Consider the following 25,714-nt stretch of genomic DNA (forward strand, 5'->3'; position numbering starts at 1 on the left):
CGCCCGGTTACATTCCGAACCCGGAAGCTAAGCCTTTCAGCGCCGATGGTACTGCAGGGGGGACCCTGTGGGAGAGTAGGACGCCGCCGAACAATATTTCAGGACCCCTGGGTCCCAGCGTTCACGCTGGGACCCAGGGGTCCTTTTGTTTTTCCTTGAATTTTTCTGAAGCGCGCGTCGGGGTGCCGGCTGCGCGAGAATGACTGCAGTACCCGAAGACAGGAGTCACGTCGATGTCCACCAACTCTCCCGACGACCGTCCGGAGCGCCGCCGCGACGGTGGCGACCGGGGCGGCTTCCGTGGGCCGCGTCGTGACGACAACCGTGGTGGCGGAGCCGGCGGCTACCGTGGCCGCGACGACCGTCCGTCCTTCCGGCGCGATGACCGCCGGGACGACCGGCGTGACGATCGTCGTGACGACAACCGTGGCGGTGGCGGTGGCTACCGTGGGCGGGACGACCGGCCGTCCTCCTCGTACCAGCGGGATGACCGCCGGGACGACCGGCGTGATGACCGGCGCGATGACAACCGTGGTGGCGGGTTCCGCCGCGACGACCGGCCCTCCTTCCGCCGTGATGACAACCGTGGCGGCGGCGGCAGCGGCAGCAGCGGCGGCGGCTTCCGGCGCGACGACCGCCGTGATGACAACCGTGGCGGTGGCTTCCGGCGGGACGACAACCGTGGTGGCGGCGGTGGCGGTGGCTACCGCGGGCGGGACGACCGGCCGTCCTTCCGGCGTGACGACCGCCGCGACGACAACCGTGGCGGTGGCGGCGGTGGCGGCTACCGTGGGCGCGATGAGCGGCCGTCTTCCTCGTACCAGCGGGATGACCGCCGGGACGACCGGCGTGATGACCGGCGGGATGACAACCGTGGTGGCGGGTTCCGCCGCGACGACCGGCCCTCCTTCCGCCGTGATGACAACCGTGGCGGCGGCAGCGGCTTCCGGCGCGATGACAACCGTGGTGGCGGTGGCGGTGGTTACCGTGGGCGCGATGAGCGGCCGTCCTCCTCGTACCAGCGGGATGACCGCCGGGACGACAACCGTGGTGGCGGGTTCCGTCGCGACGACCGGCGGGACGACAACCGTGGTGGGTACCGTGGGCGGGACGAGCGGCCGTCTTCCTCGTACCAGCGGGATGACCGCCGGGACGACCGGCGTGATGACCGGCGGGATGACAACCGTGGTGGCGGGTTCCGCCGCGACGACCGGCCCTCCTTCCGCCGTGACGACCGGCCCTCCTCGTACCAGCGTGACGACAACCGCGGTGGTGGCGGGTTCCGGCGTGACGACCGGCGGGACGACCGGCCCCGTGGGCCGCGTCGGGACGACGACCGGCGTGGTGGCGGCGGCTTCCGTGGCCGCGACGACCGCCGGGACGACCGTGGCGGCTACGGGCGCCGCGACGACCGGGACCGTCCGGACCGCGCGCCGATCAAGCGGCTGCCGATCCCGCCGGAGGTCACCGGCGACGAGATCGACCCGGATGTGCGTCAGGAACTGATGAGCCTGCCCAAGGGGCTGGCCGAGGACGTCTCGCGCAACCTCGTCATGGTCGCCCAGCTGATCGACGAGGAGCCGGAGAAGGCGTACGAGTACTCGCGCGTCGCGCTGCGGCTCGCCTCCCGCGTCGCCGCCGTCCGCGAGGCCGCCGGCTTCGCCGCGTACGCCACGCAGAAGTACTCCGAGGCGCTCGCCGAGTTCCGCGCCGCCCGCCGGATGACCGGCAGCGTCGAGCTGTGGCCCGTCATGGCGGACTGCGAGCGCGGTCTGGGCCGTCCCGAGCGCGCGCTGGCCATGGCCGGCGAGCCCGAGGTGCAGAAGCTGGACAAGGCCGGGCAGGTCGAGATGCGGCTCGTGGCCGCCGGTGCCCGCCGGGACATGGGGCAGCTCGACGCCGCCATCGTGACCCTGCAGAGCCCCGAGCTCGCGTCCAACGCCAACCACCCGTGGACCGCCCGCCTGCGGTACGCCTACGCCGACGCCCTGCTCGCCGCCGGGCGTGAGCGCGAGGCCCGCGAGTGGTTCGCCAAGGCGCTGGAGGCCGACAAGGACGGCTCCACGGACGCCTCCGACCGGCTCGCCGAGCTGGACGGGGTCGAGTTCACCGACGCGTTCGAGGACGACGAGGACGGGGACAGGGACGGTGACGAGGGCGCGCTCGGTGACGAGGCGGGCTCCGTGGACGATGTCGACGTCGACGGCGATGACGACCAGGACGATGACGACGACGAGGACCGGCGTCGTCACGTCTGAGGGGTGACCCTGTGACGAAGGCCCACCCCGAGCGGGGTGGGCCTTCGTCATGTCCGGGGCGGGGTCAGTCGAGCGCCAGGCTGCGCAGGACCAGGCCCGTGGCCGGCTTGGGGCCGAAGGACGTCGACTTGCGGGGCATCGTGACGCCCTGGCGGGCCAGGTCGCGGACGACCTCCTCCTTCACCGGGTGCATCAGGACCGCCGTACCGCCCCGGCGCTCCGCCTGGGCGACGGCCGCCTCCGTGTCGTGGATGTAGGCGATGTCCTCCGGGGCGTCCGGGATGTGCCAGACGTGCTCCAGGAGCGTGGCGTGCAGGACCGTCGCGTCCAGGGTGCGCCACGCCTCGGGGCGGTCCGCGCGGACCGTGGCGGCCAGCAGGGCGGGGTCCGGGCGGTCCACCAGGTGGAAGGCGCCGTCGCCGGCGAGGAGGAAGGCGTTGCCGTGGGCCGCGGCCGACGCCAGGGCCTCCTGGGCGGCGGGCAGCGGGCCGTCGACGCGCGTCACGCGGAAGGAGTCGCCCAGGGCGGCGAGGGCGTCCGCGACCGGGAGGCGGTTCAGGAGGCGGTGGATCGCCCGCACCCGCAGCGGGTAGCGGGCCGTGTCGATGAGGAGGACCAGGCCGTAGTTCCACGGGCCGGGCGCGGTGTGCTCCTCGCGCAGGCGCAGGTAGGTGGCCCAGCGGTGGTGGCCGTCGGCGATCAGCGCCTGGTGGCGGCCGAGCTCGGCGGCGACCGCGGCGAGGTCGGCCGGGTTGGTGACGGCCCAGAGGCGGTGGTGGAAGCCGTCCTCCGTGGTGGTGGAGAGCAGCGGATCGCGCTCCACCGTGCGGTCGATCACCGCTCCCGCTCCGTCGCCGTCGCCTCGGTAGGTCAGGAGCAGCGGCTCCAGGTTGGCGGCGGTGGTGCGCATGAGGGCGGCGCGGTCCTCGACGACGTGCGGCATGACGTCCTCGTGCGGCAGGACGATCCCCTCGCCGGGCGCGGACAGCTCCAGGGCGCCGATGAGGCCGCGCTGGAGGATGCCGTCGCCGCGCTGCTCGTACACGTACAGCGCCGGGTCGGGGTCCGGGGCGAGGATGCCGTCGGCGAGCCAGCGGTCCAGGGTGACGGCGGCCTTGCGGTGGCGGGTGCCGGCGGTGATGGCCTGGGGGAGGATCAGGCGCACGATGTTGTGGGGGTCGGCGGATTCCAGGTGGAGGAGTCCGTCGGGTCGTACGACGACGTCGTACGGGGGCGAGGTCACGGCTGCCAGGCTGCCGACCCGTTCGGGTACGTACCGGAGGCCCCGGAAGGGGGCCAGGCGCAGTCCTGGGGCGCGGACGTCATCGGCCGCGTGACCTGAAGTGTTCATCTCGTCATCGTAGGTGGCGGGTAGCGATGAGCGATGATCGGGGGAGCGGGGGAATTTCACCGAAGGACGTGAGGAGCACGTGGTCATGACGGGAATCGGCCAGGGCCGGCAGGGCAGGAACAAGCCGGACGGGAGCGCGGTCGCGCTGAGCGAGGCGTACGACACGGCGCTGCTCGACCTGGACGGCGTCGTCTACGCGGGCGGGCTGGCGATCCCGTACGCCGTCGAGGCGCTCGGCACCGCCCGGGCGGGCGGGATGCACCTCGCGTACGTCACGAACAACGCGCTGCGGACGCCGGACGCGGTCGCGGCGCACCTCACCGAGCTCGGGATCCCGGCGGAGCCGGGCGACGTCATCACCTCGGCACAGGCGGTGGCGCGGCTGATCGCGGACGAGCTGCCGCCCGGTTCGCGGGTGCTGCTGATCGGCGGCGAGGGGCTGCGGGTCGCGCTGCGCGAGCGGGGGCTGGTGCCGGTGGAGTCGGCGGACGACGACCCGGCGGCGGTGGTGCAGGGGTACGGGGGGCCGGAACTGCCGTGGGGGCGGTTCGCGGAGGCGAGCTACGCGGTGGCGCGGGGGCTGCCCTGGTACGCCTCGAACACGGACCTGACGATTCCCGGGGCCCGGGGGATCGGGCCGGGGAACGGTGCCGCGGTGGAGGTCGTGCGGATCGCGACCGGGGCCGAGCCGAAGGTCGCGGGCAAGCCGTTGCCCCCGATGCACCGCGAGACGGTGCTGCGCACCGGGGCCGAGCGTCCGCTGGTGGTGGGGGACCGGATGGACACGGACATCGAGGGGGCGTTCAACGGGGGCGTCGACTCGCTGCTGGTGCTGACCGGTGTGACGGATGTGGCGGGGCTGCTCGCCGCGGTGCCGGAGCACCGGCCGACCTACGTCTCCGCCGACCTGCGCGGGCTGCTCGTGGCGCAGCCCGAGGTGGTGGCGACGGCGGGTGCCGAGGGGGCGTTCCGGTGCGGGGGCTGGACGGCCTCGGTGAGCGGCGGGTCGCTCGTGGTGGAGGCGGCGGGTGAAGCCGGTGGGACCGGCGAGGCGGGTGGTGCGGGTGCGGGTGCGGTGGCGGGCTCGCTCGATCCGCTGGACGGGGTGCGGGCGCTGTGCGCGGTGGCCTGGACGGCCGCGGGCTCGGGTGCCTGTGGCCTCGACGCGGGGAAGGCGCTGGGGAGGCTGGGGCTGGCCTAGGACCGGCCGGAGGCGTGGGCGCGAGGGGCGCGCTGTCGAGGGAGGCGCTGGCGCGGGGCGGGGGCGTTCCGGTGCGGGGCCGCCGGGTGCGCGGCCATCGAGTGCGGGGACCGAGGGCGGCGGGCCGGCTCCGGTCCCGTACCCCTCCGCCCGGGGCGGCGGGTCGGCCCCCGGGCTCGTATCGGTGCTCCGGATCCTTCTGCTGTCAGGGGATCGATCACCGATGGGAGGGTAGGCTAACCTAACCTCGTGTTGGTCGAGAGTCCCTCCCGTATGAGCGCGGAGCCGGTCGGTCCTGTCCCGAAACCGTCGCGCCGCAACTCCCTGCGTGCCGCCGGTCTGGTGGCCGCCGTCGGAGTCCTGCTGCTGGTCTGTGTCCTGAGCATCATGATCGGCGCCAAGCCCGTGCCGCTCGCCGACGTGTGGCACGGCCTTTTCCAGAACAGCGGCATCCGCAACGACGTGGTCATCCACGACGTCCGGGTGCCCCGCACCCTGCTCGGGCTGCTCGTGGGCCTCGCCCTCGGGCTGTCCGGCGCGGTGATGCAGGGGCTCACCCGCAACCCGCTCGCCGAGCCCGGTCTGCTCGGCGTGAACGCGGGCGCCGCCGCCGCGGTCGTCTCCGCGATCGCGTTCCTCGGGGTCACCGACGCCGACGCGTACGTCTGGTTCGCCTTCGTCGGTGCCGCCGTCGTCTCCGTCGTCGTCTACGTCCTCGGCGGCAGCCGCAGCGCCACCCCCGTGCGCCTCGCGCTCGCCGGGACCGCGGCCACGGCCGCCCTCTACGGGTACGTCAACGCCGTCCAGCTGCTGGACTCCGCCGCCCTGGACCGGCTGCGGTTCTGGACGGTCGGCTCGCTGGCCTCCGCCACCATGGACACCGTCACGCAGGTCGCGCCGTTCATCCTGGTCGGCGCCGTGCTCGCGCTGCTCATCGTGCGCCCGCTGAACGCCATGGAGATGGGCGACGACACCGCCCGCGCGCTCGGCGCCCACCTCAACCGGACCCGGGTCATCGCGATGCTCGCCGTCACGCTGATGTGCGGGGCGGCGACCGCCGCCTGCGGGCCGATCGTCTTCCTCGGCCTGATGGTCCCGTACATCGTGCGCTCGATCACCGGCCCGGACATGCGCTGGATCCTGCCGTACGCGGCCGTCCTGTCGCCCGTGCTGCTGCTCGGCTCCGACATCGTCGGCCGGGTCGTCGTGCGGCCCTCCGAGCTCCAGGTCGGCATCGTCACGGCGCTCATCGGCGGGCCCGTCTTCATCCGACTCGTCCGCCGCAAGAGGATGGCCACGCTGTGAGCACCAAGACCCTGCGGACCGGCGGCGGCCTCTCCGTACGCTACGAGCCGCGCGCGCTCCTCTCCGTCCTCGGGCTGCTCGTCCTGTCCCTCGCCGCCTCGGTCGTGCTCATCGGCAGCGGCGACTTCCCCATCGCGCCCGGCGACGTCGTCGCCACCCTGCTCGGCAACGGCACGCCGGTGCAGGAGTTCGCCGTGATGGACCTGCGGCTGCCTCGGGTCCTCGTCGCCGTCTTCGTCGGCGCCGCGCTCGGCATCGGCGGCGCGGTCTTCCAGTCCATCTCCCGCAACCCGCTCGGCAGCCCCGACGTCATCGGCTTCGGCCAGGGCGCCAGCGTCGGCGCGCTCACCGTCATGGTGCTCTTCCAGGGCGGCGCCGCCGCGGCGGCCGGCGGCGCGATCGTCGGCGGTCTCGTCACCGGCGTCGTGATCTACCTGCTGGCCTGGAAGCGCGGTGTCAACGGCTACCGGCTGGTGCTCATCGGCATCGGCGCCGCCGCCATGCTCACCGCCGTCATCCACTTCCTCATCACCAAGGCACAGCTCGTCGACGCCACCCGGGCCGTCGTCTGGATGACCGGCTCGCTCGACGGCCGCGACTGGGCCCAGTTCTGGCCGCTGCTCGCCGTCAGCTGCGTGCTGCTGCCGGTCGTGCTCGGCCACGGGCGGGCGCTGCGGATGCTGGAGATGGGCGACGACGCCGCGTACGCCCTCGGAGTGAAGGTCGAGCGGACCCGGCTCGTGCTCATGGCCTCGGCCGTGCTGCTCGTCGCCGTCGCCACCGCCGCCGCCGGGCCGATCGTCTTCGTCTCGCTGAGCGCGCCCCAGCTGGCCCGCCGGCTGACCCGTTCGGCCGGCCCCAACCTCGCCGCTTCCGCGCTGATGGGCACCGCCCTGCTGCTCGTCGCCGACTGGGCCGCCACCCACGCCTTCGGCGAGCGGCAGCTCCCGGTCGGCGTCGTCACCGGCGTCCTCGGCGGCTGCTATCTGCTGTGGCTGCTCGTCAGCGAGCGGAAGGCGGGCCGGATATGACCATCCAGAACACCACCAGGAGCAAGGGTATGAACGGGCAGCAGCAGGCGCAGCGGCTCATGGCCGAGTCGGTCACGCTCGCCTACGACCAGCGGGTCATCGCCCGCGACCTCAGCGTCGCGATCCCCGACCACTCCTTCACCGTCATCGTCGGCCCCAACGCCTGCGGCAAGTCCACGCTGCTGCGCGCGCTGTCCCGGATGCTCAAGCCCAGTCAGGGCCGGGTGCTGCTCGACGGGCAGGCGATCCACTCGCTGCCCGCCAAGAAGGTCGCCAAGACCCTCGGACTGCTCCCGCAGTCGTCCATCGCCCCCGACGGCATCACCGTCGCCGACCTCGTCGCGCGGGGCCGGTACCCCCACCAGGGGCTGCTGCGTCAGTGGTCGCCCGAGGACGAGCGGGTCGTGCAGGAGTCGATGGCCTCGACCGGGGTCGCCGAGCTCGCCGAGCGGTACGTGGACGAGCTGTCCGGCGGGCAGCGGCAGCGGGTCTGGATCGCCATGGCGCTCGCGCAGCAGACGCCGCTGCTGCTCCTCGACGAGCCGACGACCTTCCTCGACATCCAGCACCAGATCGACATCCTCGACCTGTGCGCCGAGCTGCACGAGAACCAGGGCCGCACCCTCGTCGCCGTGCTGCACGACCTCAACCACGCCGCCCGGTACGCCACCCACCTCATCGCCTGTCGCGACGGCGAGGTCGTCGCCGAGGGGCCGCCGTCGGAGGTCGTCACGGCCGAGCTGGTCGAGCGGGTCTTCGGGCTGCGCTGCCAGGTCATCGAGGACCCCGAGACGGGCACCCCGCTGGTCGTCCCGGCGGGGCGCAAGGCGCGGGCCGGGCGCGGGACCGGGACGCCGGCCGCCGCCGCGGAGGCGGGTGCGGACGCGGACGCCGCCGGTGCCGCCGCGCCCGGCGCGGCGGTGCTGCCGGAACCCGCGCTACAGAAGTGACCGCAGTCTGAGGAGGTCGCGGAAGCCCGCCTCCAGGCCGACCCGGCCGGAGGCCCAGGCCTTCGCGAAGTTCAGCTCGCCGTCCACCATCGCCACCAGGTCGTCGCCGGTCATCCGGAGGCGGATCTGCGCCTTGTGGGGCGGCGGGCCGGGGACGGTGTCCTCGACCTCGATCCGGCCGTCCAGCAGCCTGCCGGTGAAGGTCGTGTCCAGGTCCGTCAGGTGGCAGCTCAGGGTGCGGTCGAACGCGGCCGCACCGCGCACCCCCTCGTCCGCCCGCGCGAGGTTGTCCGAAAGTCTGCTCAGTGCGCCGCGGCACTCCGTGATCGTCGCCATCGCCGACGACGGTACCCCAGCGCTTCGCGGTAGCGTCGGGGCATGAACGACGCGTACCCGCACCCCGCGGATGCCCGGCCGGCCGGCGGCGCCGCCGAAGGGCCCCCGGCCGCTTCCGGCCCCGCGTCCGGCGAGCCCTCCGGCCCCGGGCCCGGCGACCCCTACGAGGCCGCCGCGCCCGCCCCGCTCGGCGTCGTACGGACCCCCACCGGGCGGCCCGCCGTCGACGCGCTCCTGGACCGGCTCGGCGACGCCGACCACCTCACGGCCGACGGACACCTCGACGTGTACGAGGATGTACACCGTGGGCTGCGCGCCGAGCTGAGCTCGCTCGACGAGCGCCCCGCCCCCCGTCCGTACGACAACAGGAGCTGAACCGAACGTGGCAGGACCGGTCCGCCGCCGTCTCGACGCCGAGCTGGTACGGCGCAAGCTGGCGCGCTCGCGCGAGCACGCCAGCCAGCTGATCACCGCGGGCCGGGTGACCGTCGGCAAGACCGTCGCCACCAAGCCCGCCACCCAGGTGGAGACCGCCGCGGCCATCGTCGTCGCCCAGGACGACGCCGACCCCGACTACGTCTCGCGCGGCGGGCACAAGCTGGCCGGCGCCTTCGCCGCCTTCGTGCCGCTGGGCCTGCGGGTCGAGGGCCGCCGGGCGCTCGACGCGGGCGCCTCCACCGGTGGCTTCACCGACGTGCTGCTGCGCGCGGGCGCCGCCCACGTCGTCGCCGTCGACGTCGGCTACGGGCAGCTCGCCTGGTCGCTGCAGAGCGACGAGCGGGTCACCGTCAAGGACCGCACCAACGTGCGCGAACTGACCCTCGACGCCATCGAAGGCATCCCCGTCGACCTCGTCGTCGGCGACCTGTCCTTCATCCCGCTCGGCCTGGTGCTGCCCGCCCTCGCCGCCTGCACCGCGCCCGACGCCGACCTCGTCCTCATGGTCAAGCCGCAGTTCGAGGTGGGCAAGGAGCGCCTGGGCACCGGCGGCGTCGTCCGCAGCGCCGAGCTGCGCGCCGACGCCGTCAAGAACGTGGCCCGGCGGGCGGGCGAGCTCGGGCTCGGTGTCGTCGGCGTCACGGCGAGCCCGCTGCCCGGGCCCTCCGGCAACGTCGAGTACTTTCTGTGGCTGCGGGCCGGGGCGCCCGCCCTCGATCCGGCGGACGTCGACCGCGCCGTGGCGGAAGGACCTCGTTGAGCACTGGTTCCAGCACCTCGACCGACAGCACCCGTACCGTCTTCCTGCTCGCGCACACCGGCCGGCCGGCCGCCGTGCGCAGCGCCGAACTCGTCGTCCTCGGGCTGCTCCGCAGCGGCATCGGGGTCCGCGTCCTGGAGGCCGAGGCGGCGGACCTGCCGCTGCCGCCGTCCGTCGAGAAGGTGCCCGAGGCCTGCTCGGACGCGCTCGACGGCTGTGAACTGCTCGTCGTCCTCGGCGGCGACGGCACCCTGCTGCGCGGCTCCGAGTTCTCCCGCGCCTCGGGGGTGCCGATGCTCGGGGTCAACCTCGGCCGGGTCGGCTTCCTCGCCGAGGCCGAGCGGGACGACCTGGACAAGGTCGTCGACCGGGTCGTGACCAAGGCGTACGAGGTCGAGGAGCGGATGACCCTCGACGTCACCGTCTACCAGAACGGCGACGTCCTGCACCGCGACTGGGCGCTCAACGAGGCGGCCGTGCAGAAGGTGTCGCCGGAGCGGATGCTGGAGGTCGTCCTCGCGATCGACGGGCGGCCGGTGACCGGCTTCGGCTGCGACGGGGTGATCTGCGCGACCCCGACCGGCTCGACGGCGTACGCCTTCTCGGCGGGCGGCCCGGTGATCTGGCCCGAGGTCGAGGCGCTGCTGATGGTGCCGATCGGGGCGCACGCCCTGTTCGCCAAGCCGCTCGTGACCACGCCCGACTCGGTGCTCGCCGTCGAGGTCGAGCCGCACACCCCGCACGGGGTGCTGTGGTGCGACGGGCGGCGCACGGTGGAGCTGCCCGCCGGCGCCCGGGTCGAGGTCCGGCGCGGGGCCGTCCCGGTCCGGCTCGCCCGGCTGCACCACGCCTCCTTCACCGACCGGCTGGTGGCGAAGTTCGCCCTGCCCGTGTCGGGCTGGCGCGGCGCGCCGCACTGAGCCCGGCACGGGCGGGGCGGACCCGCCGGACAGGTCCGAAGGTCCACTCCGGTGGGTGACAGAAGGCCCCTGTGACCTGCGGATTCGCTCCCGGGCGGCAGGGGCCGTCGCACAGCGGGGCTCCGACCTCGTATGGTCTTCTCCGTGTTGGAGGAGATGCGGATACGGTCGCTCGGGGTCATCGACGACGCGGTGGTCGAGCTGTCGCCCGGGTTCACCGCGGTGACCGGCGAGACCGGCGCGGGCAAGACGATGGTCGTGACCAGCCTCGGGCTGCTGCTCGGCGGGCGCGCCGATCCGGCCCTGGTACGGATCGGGGCGGGCGCCGCCGTCGTGGAGGGCCGCATCGCGCTGCCCCCGGGCGCGCCGGTCGCCGCGCGCGCCGAGGAGGCGGGCGCCGAGCTCGACGAGGGCGCGCTGCTGGTCAGCCGTACCGTCTCGGCCGAGGGGCGCTCGCGGGCGCACCTGGGCGGGCGGTCGGTGCCGGTGGGGCTGCTCGCGGAGCTCGCGGACGAGCTGGTGGCGGTGCACGGCCAGACCGACCAGCAGGGGCTGCTGAAGCCGGCCCGGCAGCGCGGGGCGCTCGACCGGTACGCGGGGGACGCCGTCGCCGTCCCGCTGGGCGCGTACGGCGAGGCGTACCGGCGGCTGCGGGCCGTCGCGGTGGAGCTGGAGGAGATCACCACCCGGGCCCGGGAGCGGGCCCAGGAGGCGGACCTGCTGCGGTTCGGGCTCGGCGAGATCGAGGCGGTGGCGCCGCTGCCGGGCGAGGACGTCGAGCTGGCCGCCGAGGCGGAGCGGCTCGGGCACGCCGAGTCCCTGGCCTCCGCCGCCGCCCTCGCGCACGCCGCGCTCGCGGGCCAGCCGGAGGACCCCGAGGCCGTCGACGCGACGACGCTCGTCGCGGGCGCGGGCCGGGCCCTGGAGACCGTCCGGGCGCACGACCCGGCGCTCGCCGCGCTCGCCGAGCGGATGGGCGAGATCTCCATCCTGCTGTCGGACGTGGCCGGTGAGCTCGCCGGGTACGCCGACGACCTGGACGCCGACCCGCTGCGGCTCGCCGCCGTCGAGGAGCGGCGGGCGCTGCTCACGCAGCTGACCCGGAAGTACGGGGCGGACATCGCCGCCGTGCTCGCCTGGGCCGAGGACAGTGCCTCGCGGCTGACCGAGCTGGACGGGGACGAGGACCGGGTCGGCGAGCTGACCGGGGAGCGGGACCGGCTGCGCGACGAGCTGTCGCTGCTGGCGCAGCGGCTCACGGACGCCCGTACGGAGGCGGCGGCGCGGTTCGCCGACGCCGTCACCGCCGAGCTCGCCTCGCTGGCGATGCCGCACGCGCGGGTGTCGTTCGCGATCGGGCAGACCGAGGACCCGGAAGGTGTCGAGGTCGCCGGCCGCCGGGTCGCCTACGGCCCGTCCGGCGCCGACGAGGTCGAGCTGCTGCTGGCCCCGCACCCCGGGGCCCCGCCGAGGCCGATCGCCAAGGGCGCGTCCGGTGGCGAGCTGTCCCGGGTGATGCTGGCGGTGGAGGTCGTCTTCGCGGGCACGGACCCGGTGCCCACCTATCTCTTCGACGAGGTCGACGCGGGCGTCGGCGGCAAGGCGGCGGTCGAGATCGGGCGCCGGCTCGCCAAGCTGGCGAAGACCGCGCAGGTCGTCGTCGTCACCCACCTGCCGCAGGTCGCCGCCTTCGCCGACCGTCAGCTGCTGGTGGAGAAGACCAACGACGGCTCCGTCACCCGCTCCGGCGTCACCGTCCTGGAGGGCGAGGACCGGGTCCGGGAGCTGTCCCGGATGCTGGCGGGCCAGGAGGACTCGGAGACCGCGCGGGCGCACGCCGAGGAACTCCTCGCCACGGCGCGGGCGGACGGATGACGGCCTCCGTCTGACGGCTCGCGGCCCGCGGTTCGTGTCCGGCGGTCGCGTCCGGCGGGCCACGGCGGCGGGTCACGGTCCGGGGGCCCGGTCCGGTCCCCGGCCGCCGTCGGCGCCGTCGGTCCCGTCGCGGCCGGGGGGCGACAGGTGCGTCACGATCCCCTGGCCGGGGCCGGTCTCCCCGGTCACGCGGCGGCGTGCCACGTCGTAGGCCCAGGCGTACGTCGAGACCTTCTTCTCGATGGAGAAGTGCTTGCCCGTGGCGGAGTCGAGCACCGTGTGGAACTCCTCCATGAGCTCCTCCCACACCGCCGACGTGAAGTGCGCGTCCGTCCAGCCGTACAGCCCCTTCAGCTCGCGCTTGACCGCCGAGAAGAACGACTGCGGCTCCCTGCGCGGCGTGCCGACCCGCACCCCGTTCCGGCTCAGCCACTCCTGGAGTTCCGCCGGGGCGTCCAGCCACTTGTCCGGGCTGTCGCGGAGCTCGGCGTAGTCGACCCAGGCCCAGAAGCTCTCGGCGTCGGCGACGTCGGGGGCCTCGGCGTGGTGGGCGGGACAGAGCAGGGCGAAGTTCCGCACGTCGTTGGAGCCGCCGAGCTTGTCGGGGACCACGTGGCAGCGCTCGACCGGCCGCTTCCAGCAGACCAGGCAGGCGGGCTCGTCGAGCCCCAGGTACGCGGTGATGGCCTTGAGAGTCGGCTTGGACCTGCGCTCCTCCGCGTGCCTCTCGCGCGGCTTCAGGGACAGCTTCGCCGCGTCGTAGCCGTAGTCGCTGCCGTCGTCCGGGTAGCCGATGACCAGGGTGGCGGGCAGGTCGTCGCGCTGACGGTCGTTCCGGACCCGGAACAGCGGCGTACTGAGTTCGGTCAGGTACTGCAGCAGGTAGCCCATGCCGAAGTCCTGCATCAGCTCGAAGGCGTCGTGGTCGAAGCCCCCCGCCGAGTTCCGGTGGCCCTGGATGTCGAGGAACAGCAGGCGCGGCGCCCCGGGGGACTCCCGCTGGGCCCAGCCGACCATCTCGAAGAGGCGCTGGGCGCAGCGCTCGAAGTTCTCGTACACCTTCATGTCGTGGTAGATCGCCACCCCTTCGGGCCTCTTCCCCCGACCCGTGCGGGTCTGCTGCCGCGGCTTCTTCGCCATGTCCCCTCCCGTGTCGCGTCGTGCGCGGACAGCCTGTCAGCCGCCTCTGACACGGCGTTAGGCTGAACGGCATGATCAGGACAGGTGGCAGGGCCGCTTCGCTCGCCGTGGCCGCCGGGGTGTCCCGGGGCGTGTACGAGGGGCTGCGGCGGATCGGCGGACCCCGCTGGGAGCGGACGAACCACGCGGGGCGGGGCGTCCCCCTGTACGCGGGCCCCGCGGTCGCCCTCGGTGCCGCCGCGGGGGCCGGGGCGGTGCCCGGCGGGGGGCCGGCCGTCCTCGCGGTGCTGGCGGCGGGGGCGTGCGGGGCGTACGGAGACGTCCGAGGCGACGTCCCCGGTGACGGTGACGGGGGTGGTGACGGCCGGCGCGGCTTCCGGGCGCGGCTCGCGGCGCTGCGGGAGGGCGAGGTGACCGCCGGGGCGGTCAGGCTGTTCGGGATCGGGGCCGCCTCCCTGGCGGCCGGGGCGCTGCTCAAGGAGCGGCCGCTGGACAAGGTCCTCGCGGCGACCGTCATCGCCGGGACCGCCCACCTGGTCGGCCTGGCCGACGGCCGGCCGGGCCGGGCCGGGCTCGTCGTCCTCGCGCTCGGCGCGCCGGGGCTGCTGCGGGGGCCGCAGGCCGCCGCGCCCATGGGGGCCGTGGCCGCCGTCCTCGGCGACGACCTGGCCGAGGAGACCCTGCTCGGCGGCACCGGCGCGCACGCCCTCGGGGCGGCCGTCGGGGCGGCCGTCGCCGCCGGGAACGGACGGTTCGGGCTCGTGGTCCACGCGGCGGGGCTGGTCGCGGCGGCGGTGTACGGGGAGCTCGCCGACTGAGCCCGGGCCGGGGCGCACGCGCCTCGTCATGCACCGGCCTCACCCGTGTGGGTGATCCCCGTCGGTAAGTTGAGGCGCGCGACACGGTAACGACGCCACTTCGGTGCCGGAACGTGCGTACGGACTGGCATCCTTGGGCGCGTGACACAGCTCCGTACGGTCCAGGTGCTCGGCGGCGGCGGCGCGGGAAGCAGCGCGCACGTCAGATCACTGGCCTCGGGGCTCGTGGCGAGGGGCGTGCGGGTGACCGTGTGCGCCCCGCCCGAACTCGACCACACCTACGACTTCGTGGGCGCCGGCGCCCACTTCGTGCCCACGCCCCGGCATGGCGGCCCCGCCACCGTCGCGGCGCTCCGCAACCTCTCCATCGGCGCGGACGTCGTGCACGCGCACGGTCTCGACGCCTCCGTGCGGGCCGCGCTCGCGCTGTCGGGCGGCGGCGGTTCGCGGGCGCCGCTGGTCACCACCTGGCACACCCGGGGCCGGGCGGCGGGGGCCCGTGCCGGGCTGGTCCGGCTGCTGGAGCGGCGGACCGTGCGGGCCTCGGCCGTCGTCCTCGGCACCTCGTCGGAGCTGGTCGACCGGGCCCGCGGGCGCGGTGCCCGGGACGCCCGGCTGGCGCCCGTGACCGTACCCGCCTCGCGCGCTCCGGTCTGCCTGCACGACGGGAAGGCGCGGGCCGAACTGGGCGCCGTGGACCGGCCCTTGCTCATGGCGGTGGGCGCGCTGCGGCCCGGCCGGGGGTACGGGATGCTGCTCGACGCGGCACGCGCCTGGCGGGACCTGGACCCGCAGCCGCTGCTGGTGATCGCGGGGGAGGGGCCCGAGCGGCCGGAGCTCCAGCGGCGGATCGAGAGCGAGCGGCTGGGGGTCCGGCTGATCGGGCGCCGGGAGGACGTGGCCGAGCTGCTGGCCGCGGCGGACGTGGCCGTGCTGCCGTCCCGGTGGGAGGCCCGCTCGCTGCTCGCGCAGGAGGCGCTGCGGCTGGGCGTGCCGCTGGTCGCGACGGCCGTCGGCGGCGTGCCGGAGCTCGTCGGGGACGCGGCCGAGCTCGTGCCGTACGGCGACGCCGAGGGGATGGCGGCGGTGGTGCGGGAGCTGCTGGACGACGCCGACCGGCGGCTGGACCTGGCGGCGGCGGGGCGGGTGCAGGCGCGGACCTGGCCGACGGAGGACGAGACGGTGGCGCACGTCCTGAGCGTCTACGACGAGCTGACGGGGCGGTAGCGGCCGGATGCGGCCGCGCGCTCATCCCGTCTGCCGGCCCCGCCCCGGGGTCAGGTCGTGTGGCGGCGGGCCCGCAGCGCCAGCGAGAGGGCCAGGACCGTCTGGGGGTCGTCCAGGTCGGTGCCCAGGAGCTCCGCGATGCGGGCCAGCCGGTTGTACAGGGTCTGGCGGTTGAGGTGCAGCTCGCGGGCGGTCTCCGCCTTGCGGCCCGCGTGGGCCAGGTAGGTCTCCAGGGTCGGCAGGAGCGGCGGGCGGGAGGTGCGGTCGTGGTCGCGGAGCGGGCCGATGGCCCGGTCCACGAACGCCGCCAGGTCCGGGTGGTCCCGCAGCCGCCACAGCAGCAGGTCGGTGTCGAGGCGGCGGGCGTCGTACCAGGGCAGCTCGGACAGGCCCTGCGCGGCCGTCGCCGTCTCCGCCGCGTGCCGCAGCCCCGCCGAGGCGGCCGCCCAGCCGCCCGCGACGCCCACCACGACGACCGGCGGGTGGACGCCCGCCCGCTCCAGCCCGGCCCGCTCCACACCCGCCCGCAGCGCCGCCGCGACCCGGTCGGCGACCGCGGTGCGCTCGGACTCGGAGCGCAGCCCGAGGAGGAGCGGGACGCGGCCCTCCACGGGCCGGACGCCCAGCAGGACGGGCACGCCGACCGAGGAGAGCTCCTCCAGGACGGCGCGGGCCAGCAGCGCCCAGTTGCCGGAGGCGGAGAGCTCGGAGGCCAGCCGCATGACGACGGGCAGCAGTGGGCCGTCGCCGGGCCGGAAGCCGAGGACGCGGGCCTGGGCGGGGGCGTCCTCCGCCGAGATGCGGCCCTCCGCGAGGTCGGTCAGGAAGTCGCCTCGGCCCCGCGCCGCCAGCTCCTCCTCCTGCCGGGCCTGCATCAGGACGACCGCGAGCAGCCCGGCGGCCCGCTCGGCGGCCATCCGGTGCACGGGGGACAGCGCGGACGAGACGGCGAGCAGGACCAGCCGGGCCCGGACGCTGCCCGAGCCGGGGCCGCCGCCGGGCACGTCGACCAGGACCGAGCCGACCGGCGGCCCGGACTCCCGCGCCGCCCGCCCGCCGCGCAGCCCGTCCCAGACCTGGAGCGGGTCGGCCGGGCCGGACTCGGTGCCCGCCGCGTACAGCAGCTGGCCGTCGGCGGTCTCCAGGAAGACCGGGTTGAGGGAGAAGTCGGCGAGGATCCGCAGCACCTGCGGCACCCCGCCGCCGCCGAGCAGCGCCTCCGTGCACTGCCGGTGGACCTCCTCGGCCTGCCGCTGGAGCGCGTAGTGCCCGTTGACGATCTCGGTGTGGATCTCCTCCGTGACGGCGACGAAGGGGACCTCGCGGTGCAGCTGGACCAGGGGGAGGCCGGTGGCCCGGGCGGTCTCCACTATCGTCGCCGGCAGCCGGGCGAGGCGGGGGCCCAGCTCGACGACGAGCGCCGCGATGCCCCGCTCGGCGAGCCGCCGCACGAAGGCGCGCTGCTCGGCGGGGCGGGTGCCGAGCCCGAGGCCCGTGGTGAGCAGCAGTTCGCCGCCCTTGAGCAGCGAGGCGATGTTGGGCACCTCGCCGGCGTGCACCCAGCGCACGGTGCGGTGCAGCCGGTCGGCGCCCGCGACGACCTCCGGGAGCCCGCCGCGCAGCCCCGGAAGTTCGAGTGCCCGCTGCACGGTGATCCCGCCCTGATTGTCCATGGGGCGGGACGCTACCCGGGTCCGGGTTCCGGGGACATCACCGGGGTGTTACCGGACGGAACCCCTCAGCCGTCAGGGCGACAACTCGTCGTCCCGTGGCGGGAATTGTGCGACCGCATGTCGATTGTGGCCTACATCACCCCAGAGGATGCTCCTGCGCCATGGCAGAGAACCCCACCCCAGAGGTCCACCGGCTCAAGGCGGACTCGGTCGGCCTCGTCGGAGTCGTCTTCATGGCGGTCGCCACGGCGGCCCCCATCACGGCGATGACCGGCAACCTCCCCATCGCCGTCGGCTTCGGCAACGGCGTCGGCGCCCCCGCCGGCTATCTCTTCGCGACCGTCGTCCTGACCGTCTTCTCGGTCGGCTACGTGGCCATGGCGAAGCGGATCACCGCGGCGGGCGCCTTCTACGGCTACATCTCGCACGGCCTCGGCCGGATCGCGGGCATGGCCTCCGGCATGCTCGCCGTCCTCGCCTACATCGTCTTCGAGGCCTCGATCGTCGGCGTCTTCGCCTACTTCGCCAAGACGACCGTGGCCGACCAGCTCGGCGTGGACCTGCCGTGGGCCGGCTACGCGGCCGTGATGCTGGCGATCACCGCGCTCCTCTCGTTCTTCGACATCAACCTCACCGCGAAGGCGCTCGGCGTGATGCTGATCGCCGAGATCGCGGTGCTGTTCGCGGTGGCCACGGCGGTGCTGATCGCGGGCGGCGGCCCCGACGGCATCCCGGTCGAGCCGATCAACCCGAAGAACGCCTTCACCGGCGCCTCCGCCGGGCTCGGTCTCTTCTTCGCCTTCTGGTCCTGGGTGGGCTTCGAGTCGACCGCGATGTACGGGGAGGAGTCCCGCGACCCCAAGCGGGTGATCCCCAAGGCGACCCTGATCTCCGTCGTCGGCGTCGGGCTCTTCTACATCTACGTCTCCTGGATGACGATCGCCGGCAACGGCCTCGCCGGCTCGGTGAAGCTGTCCGCCTCCGCCAGTCCGCTCGACCTGTTCTTCGCCCCCACCGAGTCCTTCATCGGCGCCTGGGCCGTCGACGCCTTCCAGTGGCTGCTGCTCACCGGCTCCTTCGCCTGTGGCATGGCCTTCCACCAGTGCGCCTCCCGCTACCTCTACGCGATCGGCCGCGAGGGCTTCCTGCACCCGGCGCTCGGCCGCACCCACGCGCGGCACGGCTCGCCGTACATCGCCTCCTTCACGCAGAGCACCATCGCCGTGCTCCTCGTCGGCGCCTTCTGGGTCACCGGCCAGGACCCGTACATCCACCTCTACACGCTGCTCGCGATCCTCGGCACGATGGCGATCCTCATCGTGCAGACCCTCTGCTCCTTCGCCGTCATCGGCTACTTCCGCAAGAACCACCCCGAAGACCGGCACTGGTTCAAGACCCTCGTCGCCCCGCTCCTCGGCGGCGTCGGCATGACCGCCGTCGTCGTGCTGCTGATCATGAACATGGAGACCGCGGCCGGGCTCGCCGCCGGCTCCCTCTTCTTCAAGGCCATCCCCTGGATCGTCGGCCTGGTCTTCTTCGGCGGCCTCGGCCTGGGCTGGTACCTCAAGGCCCGGCGCCCCGAGCGCTACGAGATCATCGGCCGGATCGTCCTGGAGGACGCCGCCGAACGCGCCGACGACACCGAGGAGCCCGCCCCCGCCGCCGTGCCGCAGAGCTGATCCCTCCTCCCCGACGATCACCCAGGAGCGCCCCTTGGCACGCACCAACCCGATGCACCTCCTGAAGCGACTGGCCGCCGAGCACGCCGACGCCCGGCGGCCGGATATGGACCCAGCGCGCGCACTGGGCCTACGGGCAGACCTCCGAGATCGGCGGCGAGCTCATCGACACCAGCCACAGGAAGATCCTGGAGCTGTGCCGCCGCTTCGGCCTCGACACCGAGGACTTCCTCGGCGGCGCCTACGACGTCGAGTACGGGGCCGACAGGGCCGGCCTCGACCGCTCGTGACGAACCTGCTGCGGGACGCCCGGATGGGGGCCGGATCCACCTCGGCGGCGAGCACCGCTCGTACGACTTCCAGGGCTTCATGGTGGGCGGCGCGACCGAGGGCGAGCGGGCCGCGAAGGAGGTGATCGCCGCGCTGCGTCAGGCGGCGGCCGGTTCAGCCGGCCGGGACGATGTTCTGGTTGTACCGGAACACGTTCTCCGGGTCGTAGGCGGCCTTGACGGCGGCGAGCCGGCGGTAGTTCTCCGCACCGAACGAGGAGACGATCCGCTGCTCGCCCTCGGCGCCGACGAAGTTCAGGTACGTCGAGTCGAGCGCCCACGGCCGCACGTCGGAGCGCACGTCGCGCACCCACTGCCGGGCCGCCTCGTCGTCCGCCGGGTCCTCCCAGGTCGCGAAGGGGTGCACCGCCCAGGGCGCGGTGCGCCACGGCTGCGGGTACCCGGAGGGCCCGGCGGCCACCGCGCCGCCCATCAGGAACAGCACGTGCTGGGTGGCCGTGCCCGCCGGGATCCCGGTGCCTCGGGCGCAGAACACGTCCACGGCTTCGTCCGGGAGCTCCCGCAGATACTCGGCCGACCAGTAGTTCCGCAGCCCCGGCGGGTCGTCCATCATCGACTGGAGGTCCGCGTACGGGAGGTCCGTGACGACCTCCACCACCGGCCCCAGCGCGAACAGCGGCGCCGCGAACTCCCGCAGCTCCGCCACCGGCCCGGCGTACGTGAACAGCGCCCCGCAGACCAGCTTGCCGACCAGGTCGGCGGGTATGAATGGCTCCGGGGGAGCCGGCAGATAGATAGCGCCGCCACCCATCCCGTCGGGCGCGACGGCCCCGAGGTCCCGGAAGGTCCGCACCACCTCGGGTGCCTTCTCGGGCGGGTAGAGCAGCATCGACATGCTCATCTCGGGCAGCGGGTGCAGCCGCATCGTGAGCGAGGTCGCCACCCCGAAGTTGCCGCCGCCGCCGTGCAGCGCCCAGAACAGCTCCGGGTTCTCCTCGTCGGTGGCGTGGACGTGCCGGCCCTCGGCGGTGACCAGGTCGACGGCCAGCAGGTTGTCGCTGGCCAGACCGAACTTCCGCTCCAGCCAGCCCGAGCCGCCGCCGAGCGTGAAGCCGCCGACGCCGGTCGTGGACACCCGCCCGCCGGTCGTCGCCACCTGGAACGGCTGGCAGGCGCGGTCCAGGTGGGCCATGGTCGCCCCGCCGTCGATCCGTACCGTCATGTCCTCGGGGTCCACGACGACGCCGTGCATCCGGCGCAGGTCGACGACGAGCGCGCCGTCGATCACGGAGGTCCCGGCGACGCTGTGCCCGCCGCCGCGCACGGCGATCGGCAGTCTGGCCTCGCAGCCGAACAGGATCGCGTTCGACACGTCGGCCGCGTTGGCGCACTGGGCGATCACCGACGGGCGCCGGTCGATCATGCCGTTGTGCACGGCGCGGGCCTCGTCGTAGTCCGGGCCGCCCGGAGTGATCACCTCACCGGCCAGGTCCTCGACCAGTCCGGCCAGGGCGCTCTCGGAGATGTGGGGAGCCATGGGAGCCCCCCTTTCGTACGGGGGACGGGACCTTCCCATCGTAGATCCGGCCCCCCGTGCGCGCGCCTCAGCCCTCTCAGCCCCCGTAGGCCCCGCTGGCGGTCAGCCGCAGCGCGGTGTCGATCAGCGGGACGTGGCTGAAGGCCTGCGGGAAGTTGCCCACCTGCCGCTGGAGCCGGGGGTCCCACTCCTCGGCCAGCAGCCCCAGGTCGTTGCGGAGCGACAGCAGCCGCTCGAACAGCCTGCGGGCCTCGTCGACCCGGCCGATCATCGCCAGGTCGTCGGCGAGCCAGAACGAACAGGCGAGGAACGCGCCCTCGTCGCCCTCCAGGCCGTCCACGCCCGCCTCCTCGCCGGCGGTCGGGTACCGCAGCACGAAGCCGTCCTCGGTGGACAGCTCCCGCTGGATCGCCTCGATCGTGCCGATCACCCGCTTGTCGTCCGGCGGCAGGAAGCCCATCTGCGGGATCAGCAGCAGCGAGGCGTCCAGCTCCTTGGAGCCGTAGGACTGGGTGAAGGTGTTGCGCTCCTTGTCGTAGCCCTTCTCGCAGACGTCCCGGTGGATGTCGTCGCGCAGCTCGCGCCAGCGCTCCAGCGGGCCGTCGGCGTCCCCGGACTCGATCAGCTTGATCGTGCGGTCCACCGCCACCCAGGCCATCACCTTGGAGTGCACGAAGTGCCGGCGCGGCCCCCGGACCTCCCAGATGCCCTCGTCGGGCTGGTCCCAGTGGGTCTCCAGGTAGCGGATCAGCTTGAGCTGGAGCAGCGAGGCGTAGTCGTTGCGGGACAGGCCCGTCATGTGCGCCAGGTGCAGCGCCTCGGTGACCTCGCCGTACACGTCGAGCTGGAGCTGGTTGGCGGCCCCGTTGCCGACCCGGACCGGGCCGGAGTTCTCGTATCCCGGCAGCCAGTCCAGCTCCGCCTCGCCGAGCTCCCGCTCGCCCGCGATGCCGTACATGATCTGCAGGTTCTCGGGGTCGCCGGCGACCGCGCGCAGCAGCCAGTCCCGCCAGGCGCGGGCCTCCTCGCGGTAGCCGGTGCGCAGCATCGAGGAGAGGGTGATCGCCGCGTCGCGCAGCCAGGTGTAGCGGTAGTCCCAGTTGCGGACGCCGCCGATCTCCTCCGGCAGGGAGGTGGTCGGCGCGGCGACGATCCCGCCGGTCGGCGCGTAGGTGAGCGCCTTCAGCGTGATCAGGGAGCGCACGACGGCCTCCCGGTAGGGGCCGTGGTACGTGCAGTGCCCGACCCACTCGCGCCAGAAGTCGGCGGTCGCGGCGAGCGAGCCCTCCGGGTCCGGCAGCGCGGGCGGCTCCTTGTGGGAGGGCTGCCAGGAGAGGGTGAAGGCGATCCGGTCACCGGGGGTGACGGTGAACTCGGAGTAGGTGGTGAGGTTCTTGCCGTGGGTCTCGGCGGCGGTGTCCAGCCACACGGAGTCGGGTCCGGCCACCGCGACGGTGCGGTCGCCGACCTTGTGCACCCAGGGCACCACCCGGCCGTAGCTGAAGCGCATCCGCAGCGAGGAGCGCATCGGCACCCGGCCGCTGACGCCCTCGACGATCCGGACGAGCTGCGGGGCCCCGTCGCGCGGGGGCATGAAATCGGTCACCCGGACCGTGCCGCGCGGGGTGTCCCACTCGGACTCCAGGACGAGCGAGTCGCCGACGTAGCGGCGGCGGTCGGCGTGTGGCGCCGGCGCTCCTTCGGGTACGGCGGGCCCGACCCGCCAGAAGCCGTGCTCCTCGGTGCCGAGCAGCCCCGCGAAAACGGCGTGCGAGTCGAAGCGGGGCAGGCAGAGCCAGTCGACACTGCCGTCCCGGCAGACCAGGGCGGCGGTCTGCATGTCTCCGATGAGTGCGTAATCCTCGATGCGCCCGGCCACGTGCTCCACTCCAGATCGAACGGCCACATCGCCCGTGCGGGGGCGATGTCGTACAGGTCAGCGGTCAGGGGATCGTTGACGAGCTCTTGGTCCGGGGGAGGGCGGGGGTGGTGCCGTGCCGGTCCGGCTCGGCAGCGCGTCCGAGCAGAATACGACGCACCCTAGTGACCGGTGGCGCCGATCTTGTAACGGCGCTGCTCCGATCGGGTGAACGGGTCTTGACCCCGGCCACGACCGTGGCCGGAGCGCGACCGGTCACCCCGCCGGCCTTCCCGCCGGGACACGACCGACGACCCCGGGAAGACCCCGGCCGGAACCCCTGCCGACGCCTCCGCCGCGACCACCGGCGCACCCCGCCGCCGCTCCCGGGCCGAGCCGCCGGGCCCACGGCGTGTCGCGGTGTGTACGCACCCGACTGCCCCGTGTGGCCGGAAGCGGTCTCCCGATGTCGCTGATACCCTGGTACCCCGTGGACCGGTGGGAAACGGCGACAGCCGAGAACCCCGCAACCGCAGCGACGGCACCCCCCGATTCTTCCGGAGGGAACGCCGGTACGCACCTCCAAACGCGACCACGGGAGCCCCCTCTTGGCGATGCCGCCCAACACCACGACGACCAAGCACATCTTCGTCACCGGGGGTGTCGCCTCCTCGCTCGGCAAGGGCCTCACGGCCTCCAGCCTGGGTGCGCTCCTCAAGGCCCGGGGCCTGCGGGTCACGATGCAGAAGCTCGACCCGTACCTGAACGTCGACCCCGGCACCATGAACCCGTTCCAGCACGGCGAGGTGTTCGTCACCAACGACGGCGCCGAGACCGACCTGGACATCGGCCACTACGAGCGCTTCCTCGACGTGGACCTCGACGGCTCGGCCAACGTCACCACCGGCCAGGTCTACTCGCAGGTCATCGCCAAGGAGCGGCGCGGCGAGTACCTCGGTGACACCGTCCAGGTCATCCCGCACATCACCAACGAGATCAAGTCCCGCATCCGCCGCATGGCGACGGACGACGTGGACGTCGTGATCACCGAGGTCGGCGGCACCGTCGGCGACATCGAGTCGCTGCCGTTCCTGGAGACCGTCCGCCAGGTCCGCCACGAGGTCGGCCGCGACAACGTCTTCGTCGTGCACATCTCGCTGCTGCCCTACATCGGCCCCTCCGGCGAGCTGAAGACCAAGCCGACCCAGCACTCCGTCGCCGCCCTGCGCAACATCGGCATCCAGCCCGACGCGATCGTGCTGCGCGCCGACCGCGAGGTCCCGACCGCCATCAAGCGCAAGATCTCGCTGATGTGCGACGTCGACGAGGCCGCCGTGGTCGCCGCCATCGACGCCAAGTCGATCTACGACATCCCGAAGGTGCTGCACTCCGAGGGCCTGGACGCCTACGTCGTGCGCAAGCTGGACCTGCCCTTCCGCGACGTGGACTGGACCGTCTGGGAGGACCTCCTGGACCGCGTCCACAACCCCGACCACGAGGTCACCGTCGCGCTCGTCGGCAAGTACATCGACCTGCCCGACGCCTACCTCTCGGTCACCGAGGCCATGCGGGCCGGCGGCTTCGCCAACAAGGCCCGGGTCAAGGTCAAGTGGGTCACCTCCGACGACTGCAAGACCCCGGCCGGCGCCGAGAAGCAGCTCGGCGACTGCGACGCGATCCTCATCCCCGGCGGCTTCGGCGACCGAGGCGTGAGCGGCAAGGTCGGCGCGATCCAGTACGCCCGCGAGAAGAAGGTGCCGCTGCTCGGCATCTGCCTCGGCCTGCAGTGCATCGTCATCGAGGCGGCGCGCAACCTGGCCGGCATCCCCGAGGCCAACTCCACCGAGTTCGACCCCGCCACCGCGCACCCCGTCGTCTCGACGATGGAGGAGCAGCTGGCGTACGTCGAGGGCGCGGGCGACCTGGGCGGAACGATGCGCCTGGGCCTCTACCCGGCCAAGCTCGCCGAGGGCTCCGTCGTGCGCGAGACCTACGCGGACGAGCCGTACGTCGAGGAGCGCCACCGCCACCGCTACGAGGTGAACAACGCCTACCGCGCGGAGCTGGAGAAGAAGGCCGGCCTGGTCTTCTCCGGCACCTCCCCGGACAACAAGCTCGTCGAGTTCGTCGAGTACCCGAAGGACGTGCACCCCTACCTGGTCGCCACCCAGGCGCACCCGGAGCTCAAGTCCCGCCCGACCCGCCCGCACCCGCTCTTCGCGGGCCTGGTGAAGGCGGCCGTCGAGCGCAAGACGGGCAAGCCGGCCCAGTAGCCGCCGCGCGTTAACGTTGCCGGGGTACGGGTCCCTTCCGGGACGCGTGCCCCGGTTTTCGTAGTCGCGGTTCATGTGGGAGGACAGCCGATGCAGGTGCAGGACACCCCGGAGGAGTGGCGGGTCGTCGCCTCGACCACCCCCTTCAAGGGAAACAAGACGAGCGTCCGCACGGACGACGTGGTCATGCCGGACGGCTCGACGGCCCGCCGCGACTACCAGGTGCACCCCGGTTCGGTCGCGGTCCTCGCCCTCGACGCGCAGGACCGGGTCCTGCTGCTCAAGCAGTACCGCCACCCGGTGCGGCAGAAGCTCTGGGAGATCCCCGCCGGACTGCTCGACGTGGTCGGCGAGAACCCGCTGCACGCCGCCCAGCGCGAGCTGTACGAGGAGGCCCACGTCAAGGCCGAGGACTGGCGGGTCCTCACCGACGTCTACACCACCCCCGGCGGCTGCGACGAGGCCGTGCGGATCTTCCTCGCCCGGGACCTCGCCGAGGCGGAGGGGGAGCGGTACGAGGTCTCCGACGAGGAGGCCGACATGGAGCTGGCCCGGGTGCCGCTCGCGGAGCTGGTGCGCGGTGTGCTCGCCGGCGAGCTGCACAACAACTGCCTGGTGGTCGGCGTCCTCTCGCTCACGGCCGCGCTGGGCGGCGACGGCCTGGAGGCCCTGCGCCCCGCGGACGCGCCCTGGCCGGCCCGGCCCTTCGAGGCGTAAGTCCCGACCGGCGGGGGCCGCGCCGCCGGGACCCGTCGGGTGCCGGCGGGCTCGTCCGGTGCCGGCGAACCCGTCCG

22 protein-coding genes and 1 rRNA gene are annotated in these 25,714 nt (G+C 73.8%); 17 read left to right on the top strand and 6 right to left on the bottom strand.

All coding sequences use genetic code 11. The features are described from left to right. The 3 genes from rrf to ACZ6J5_RS22640 all read left to right on the top strand — a co-directional run. Positions 1-92, top strand: a 5S ribosomal RNA gene (rrf, locus tag ACZ6J5_RS22630); the annotation flags it as partial. Positions 93-312: 220 nt separating this feature from the next. After that, complete coding sequence (locus ACZ6J5_RS22635; protein WP_469394757.1) at positions 313-1,506, top strand: hypothetical protein; 1,194 nt, start codon at positions 313-315, stop codon at positions 1,504-1,506. Then, complete coding sequence (locus tag ACZ6J5_RS22640) at positions 1,446-2,258, top strand: tetratricopeptide repeat protein (protein ID WP_469394731.1); 813 nt, start codon at positions 1,446-1,448, stop codon at positions 2,256-2,258. The genes ACZ6J5_RS22635 and ACZ6J5_RS22640 overlap by 61 nt, the downstream gene beginning before the upstream one ends. Positions 2,259-2,322: 64 nt before the next feature. Here ACZ6J5_RS22640 and ACZ6J5_RS22645 read toward each other — a convergent pair whose 3' ends face one another. Beyond that, positions 2,323-3,609 carry a DUF1015 domain-containing protein gene (locus ACZ6J5_RS22645; RefSeq protein WP_469394226.1) on the bottom strand — a complete coding sequence of 429 codons (1,287 nt, stop codon included), beginning with the start codon at positions 3,607-3,609 and terminating at the stop codon, positions 2,323-2,325. A gap of 85 nt (positions 3,610-3,694) precedes the next feature. On the opposite strand from ACZ6J5_RS22645, the gene ACZ6J5_RS22650 reads away from it, so the two are divergent. The 4 genes from ACZ6J5_RS22650 to ACZ6J5_RS22665 all read left to right on the top strand — a co-directional run bounded on the left by ACZ6J5_RS22650 (position 3,695) and on the right by ACZ6J5_RS22665 (position 8,096). Continuing rightward, positions 3,695-4,810 (top strand): HAD-IIA family hydrolase, encoded by a 1,116-nt coding sequence (locus ACZ6J5_RS22650; protein WP_469394228.1) that lies wholly within the window; start codon positions 3,695-3,697, stop codon positions 4,808-4,810. Between the two features lie 273 nt (positions 4,811-5,083). Then, positions 5,084-6,115, top strand: coding sequence for an iron chelate uptake ABC transporter family permease subunit (locus tag ACZ6J5_RS22655; RefSeq protein WP_469394732.1), 1,032 nt, complete (start codon positions 5,084-5,086; stop codon positions 6,113-6,115). Further along, positions 6,112-7,146 (top strand): FecCD family ABC transporter permease, encoded by a 1,035-nt coding sequence (locus ACZ6J5_RS22660; protein ID WP_469394230.1) that lies wholly within the window; start codon positions 6,112-6,114, stop codon positions 7,144-7,146. The genes ACZ6J5_RS22655 and ACZ6J5_RS22660 overlap by 4 nt, the downstream gene beginning before the upstream one ends. Beyond that, complete coding sequence (locus ACZ6J5_RS22665) at positions 7,143-8,096, top strand: ABC transporter ATP-binding protein (RefSeq protein WP_469394232.1); 954 nt, start codon at positions 7,143-7,145, stop codon at positions 8,094-8,096. The genes ACZ6J5_RS22660 and ACZ6J5_RS22665 overlap by 4 nt, the downstream gene beginning before the upstream one ends. Here the strand turns inward: ACZ6J5_RS22665 and ACZ6J5_RS22670 are convergent. Continuing rightward, positions 8,085-8,432, bottom strand: coding sequence for an SCP2 sterol-binding domain-containing protein (locus ACZ6J5_RS22670; RefSeq protein WP_469394234.1), 348 nt, complete (start codon positions 8,430-8,432; stop codon positions 8,085-8,087). The two genes, ACZ6J5_RS22665 and ACZ6J5_RS22670, sit on opposite strands and share 12 nt — an antisense overlap. A gap of 42 nt (positions 8,433-8,474) precedes the next feature. Here ACZ6J5_RS22670 and ACZ6J5_RS22675 point away from each other — a divergent pair, with 42 nt between their 5' ends. The 4 genes from ACZ6J5_RS22675 to recN all read left to right on the top strand — a co-directional run bounded on the left by ACZ6J5_RS22675 (position 8,475) and on the right by recN (position 12,425). Continuing rightward, positions 8,475-8,807: a hypothetical protein gene (locus ACZ6J5_RS22675; protein WP_469394236.1), complete on the top strand. Its 333-nt coding sequence runs from the start codon at positions 8,475-8,477 to the stop codon at positions 8,805-8,807. A 7-nt stretch (positions 8,808-8,814) separates the two neighbouring features. Continuing rightward, a complete protein-coding gene (locus tag ACZ6J5_RS22680; RefSeq protein ID WP_469394238.1) occupies positions 8,815-9,630 on the top strand; it encodes a TlyA family RNA methyltransferase in 816 nt (271 codons plus the stop codon). Then, a complete protein-coding gene (locus tag ACZ6J5_RS22685; RefSeq protein WP_046909537.1) occupies positions 9,627-10,550 on the top strand; it encodes an NAD kinase in 924 nt (307 codons plus the stop codon). The genes ACZ6J5_RS22680 and ACZ6J5_RS22685 overlap by 4 nt, the downstream gene beginning before the upstream one ends. A 132-nt stretch (positions 10,551-10,682) precedes the next feature. Further along, a complete protein-coding gene (recN, locus tag ACZ6J5_RS22690) occupies positions 10,683-12,425 on the top strand; it encodes a DNA repair protein RecN (RefSeq protein WP_469394240.1) in 1,743 nt (580 codons plus the stop codon). A gap of 72 nt (positions 12,426-12,497) precedes the next feature. Here the strand turns inward: recN and ACZ6J5_RS22695 are convergent, their stop codons facing one another. After that, positions 12,498-13,565 carry an HNH endonuclease signature motif containing protein gene (locus tag ACZ6J5_RS22695; protein WP_469394242.1) on the bottom strand — a complete coding sequence of 356 codons (1,068 nt, stop codon included), beginning with the start codon at positions 13,563-13,565 and terminating at the stop codon, positions 12,498-12,500. Between the two features lie 71 nt (positions 13,566-13,636). Here ACZ6J5_RS22695 and ACZ6J5_RS22700 point away from each other — a divergent pair, with 71 nt between their 5' ends. Both ACZ6J5_RS22700 and ACZ6J5_RS22705 read left to right on the top strand, forming a co-directional pair. Next, positions 13,637-14,383 (top strand): hypothetical protein, encoded by a 747-nt coding sequence (locus ACZ6J5_RS22700; protein ID WP_469394244.1) that lies wholly within the window; start codon positions 13,637-13,639, stop codon positions 14,381-14,383. 141 nt (positions 14,384-14,524) lie between these two features. Beyond that, positions 14,525-15,610, top strand: a complete 1,086-nt coding sequence (locus ACZ6J5_RS22705) for a glycosyltransferase family 4 protein (protein WP_469394246.1) — start codon at positions 14,525-14,527, stop codon at positions 15,608-15,610. Between the two features lie 50 nt (positions 15,611-15,660). Here the strand turns inward: ACZ6J5_RS22705 and ACZ6J5_RS22710 are convergent, their stop codons facing one another. After that, complete coding sequence (locus ACZ6J5_RS22710; RefSeq protein ID WP_469394248.1) at positions 15,661-17,283, bottom strand: PucR family transcriptional regulator; 1,623 nt, start codon at positions 17,281-17,283, stop codon at positions 15,661-15,663. 161 nt (positions 17,284-17,444) lie between these two features. Between ACZ6J5_RS22710 and ACZ6J5_RS22715 the strand changes: the two genes are divergently transcribed. Both ACZ6J5_RS22715 and ACZ6J5_RS22720 read left to right on the top strand, forming a co-directional pair. Further along, a complete protein-coding gene (locus tag ACZ6J5_RS22715; RefSeq protein WP_469394250.1) occupies positions 17,445-18,962 on the top strand; it encodes an APC family permease in 1,518 nt (505 codons plus the stop codon). A 149-nt stretch (positions 18,963-19,111) separates the two neighbouring features. After that, complete coding sequence (locus ACZ6J5_RS22720) at positions 19,112-19,252, top strand: hypothetical protein (RefSeq protein ID WP_469394734.1); 141 nt, start codon at positions 19,112-19,114, stop codon at positions 19,250-19,252. A gap of 154 nt (positions 19,253-19,406) precedes the next feature. Here the strand turns inward: ACZ6J5_RS22720 and ACZ6J5_RS22725 are convergent, their stop codons facing one another. Both ACZ6J5_RS22725 and ACZ6J5_RS22730 read right to left on the bottom strand, forming a co-directional pair. Continuing rightward, entirely contained in the window at positions 19,407-20,789 is a 1,383-nt protein-coding gene (locus ACZ6J5_RS22725; protein WP_469394252.1) for an FAD-binding oxidoreductase, read from the bottom strand. A gap of 76 nt (positions 20,790-20,865) precedes the next feature. Further along, entirely contained in the window at positions 20,866-22,668 is a 1,803-nt protein-coding gene (locus ACZ6J5_RS22730; protein WP_469394253.1) for a glycoside hydrolase family 15 protein, read from the bottom strand. 593 nt (positions 22,669-23,261) lie between these two features. Here ACZ6J5_RS22730 and ACZ6J5_RS22735 point away from each other — a divergent pair. Both ACZ6J5_RS22735 and ACZ6J5_RS22740 read left to right on the top strand, forming a co-directional pair. After that, positions 23,262-24,920, top strand: a complete 1,659-nt coding sequence (locus ACZ6J5_RS22735; RefSeq protein ID WP_469394736.1) for a CTP synthase — start codon at positions 23,262-23,264, stop codon at positions 24,918-24,920. 90 nt (positions 24,921-25,010) lie between these two features. Further along, entirely contained in the window at positions 25,011-25,637 is a 627-nt protein-coding gene (locus tag ACZ6J5_RS22740) for an NUDIX domain-containing protein (protein WP_469394255.1), read from the top strand. Positions 25,638-25,714: the final 77 nt, after the last annotated feature.

This window comes from Streptomyces sp. NPDC042100, from assembly GCF_055582325.1.

Excerpts from the sequence above, each read along its gene's own strand:
- ACZ6J5_RS22645 (WP_469394226.1), bottom strand. The coding sequence starts at position 3,609 with ATGAACACTTCAGGTCACGCGGCCGATGACGTCCGCGCCCCAGGACTG.
- ACZ6J5_RS22650 (WP_469394228.1), top strand. The coding sequence starts at position 3,695 with ATGACGGGAATCGGCCAGGGCCGGCAGGGCAGGAACAAGCCGGACGGG.
- ACZ6J5_RS22655 (WP_469394732.1), top strand. The coding sequence starts at position 5,084 with ATGAGCGCGGAGCCGGTCGGTCCTGTCCCGAAACCGTCGCGCCGCAAC.
- ACZ6J5_RS22665 (WP_469394232.1), top strand. The coding sequence starts at position 7,143 with ATGACCATCCAGAACACCACCAGGAGCAAGGGTATGAACGGGCAGCAG.
- ACZ6J5_RS22670 (WP_469394234.1), bottom strand. The coding sequence starts at position 8,432 with ATGGCGACGATCACGGAGTGCCGCGGCGCACTGAGCAGACTTTCGGAC.
- ACZ6J5_RS22675 (WP_469394236.1), top strand. The coding sequence starts at position 8,475 with ATGAACGACGCGTACCCGCACCCCGCGGATGCCCGGCCGGCCGGCGGC.
- recN (WP_469394240.1), top strand. The coding sequence starts at position 10,683 with ATGGTCTTCTCCGTGTTGGAGGAGATGCGGATACGGTCGCTCGGGGTC.
- ACZ6J5_RS22695 (WP_469394242.1), bottom strand. The coding sequence starts at position 13,565 with ATGGCGAAGAAGCCGCGGCAGCAGACCCGCACGGGTCGGGGGAAGAGG.
- ACZ6J5_RS22700 (WP_469394244.1), top strand. The coding sequence starts at position 13,637 with ATGATCAGGACAGGTGGCAGGGCCGCTTCGCTCGCCGTGGCCGCCGGG.
- ACZ6J5_RS22710 (WP_469394248.1), bottom strand. The coding sequence starts at position 17,283 with ATGGACAATCAGGGCGGGATCACCGTGCAGCGGGCACTCGAACTTCCG.
- ACZ6J5_RS22715 (WP_469394250.1), top strand. The coding sequence starts at position 17,445 with ATGGCAGAGAACCCCACCCCAGAGGTCCACCGGCTCAAGGCGGACTCG.
- ACZ6J5_RS22725 (WP_469394252.1), bottom strand. The coding sequence starts at position 20,789 with ATGGCTCCCCACATCTCCGAGAGCGCCCTGGCCGGACTGGTCGAGGAC.
- ACZ6J5_RS22735 (WP_469394736.1), top strand. The coding sequence starts at position 23,262 with ATGCCGCCCAACACCACGACGACCAAGCACATCTTCGTCACCGGGGGT.
- ACZ6J5_RS22740 (WP_469394255.1), top strand. The coding sequence starts at position 25,011 with ATGCAGGTGCAGGACACCCCGGAGGAGTGGCGGGTCGTCGCCTCGACC.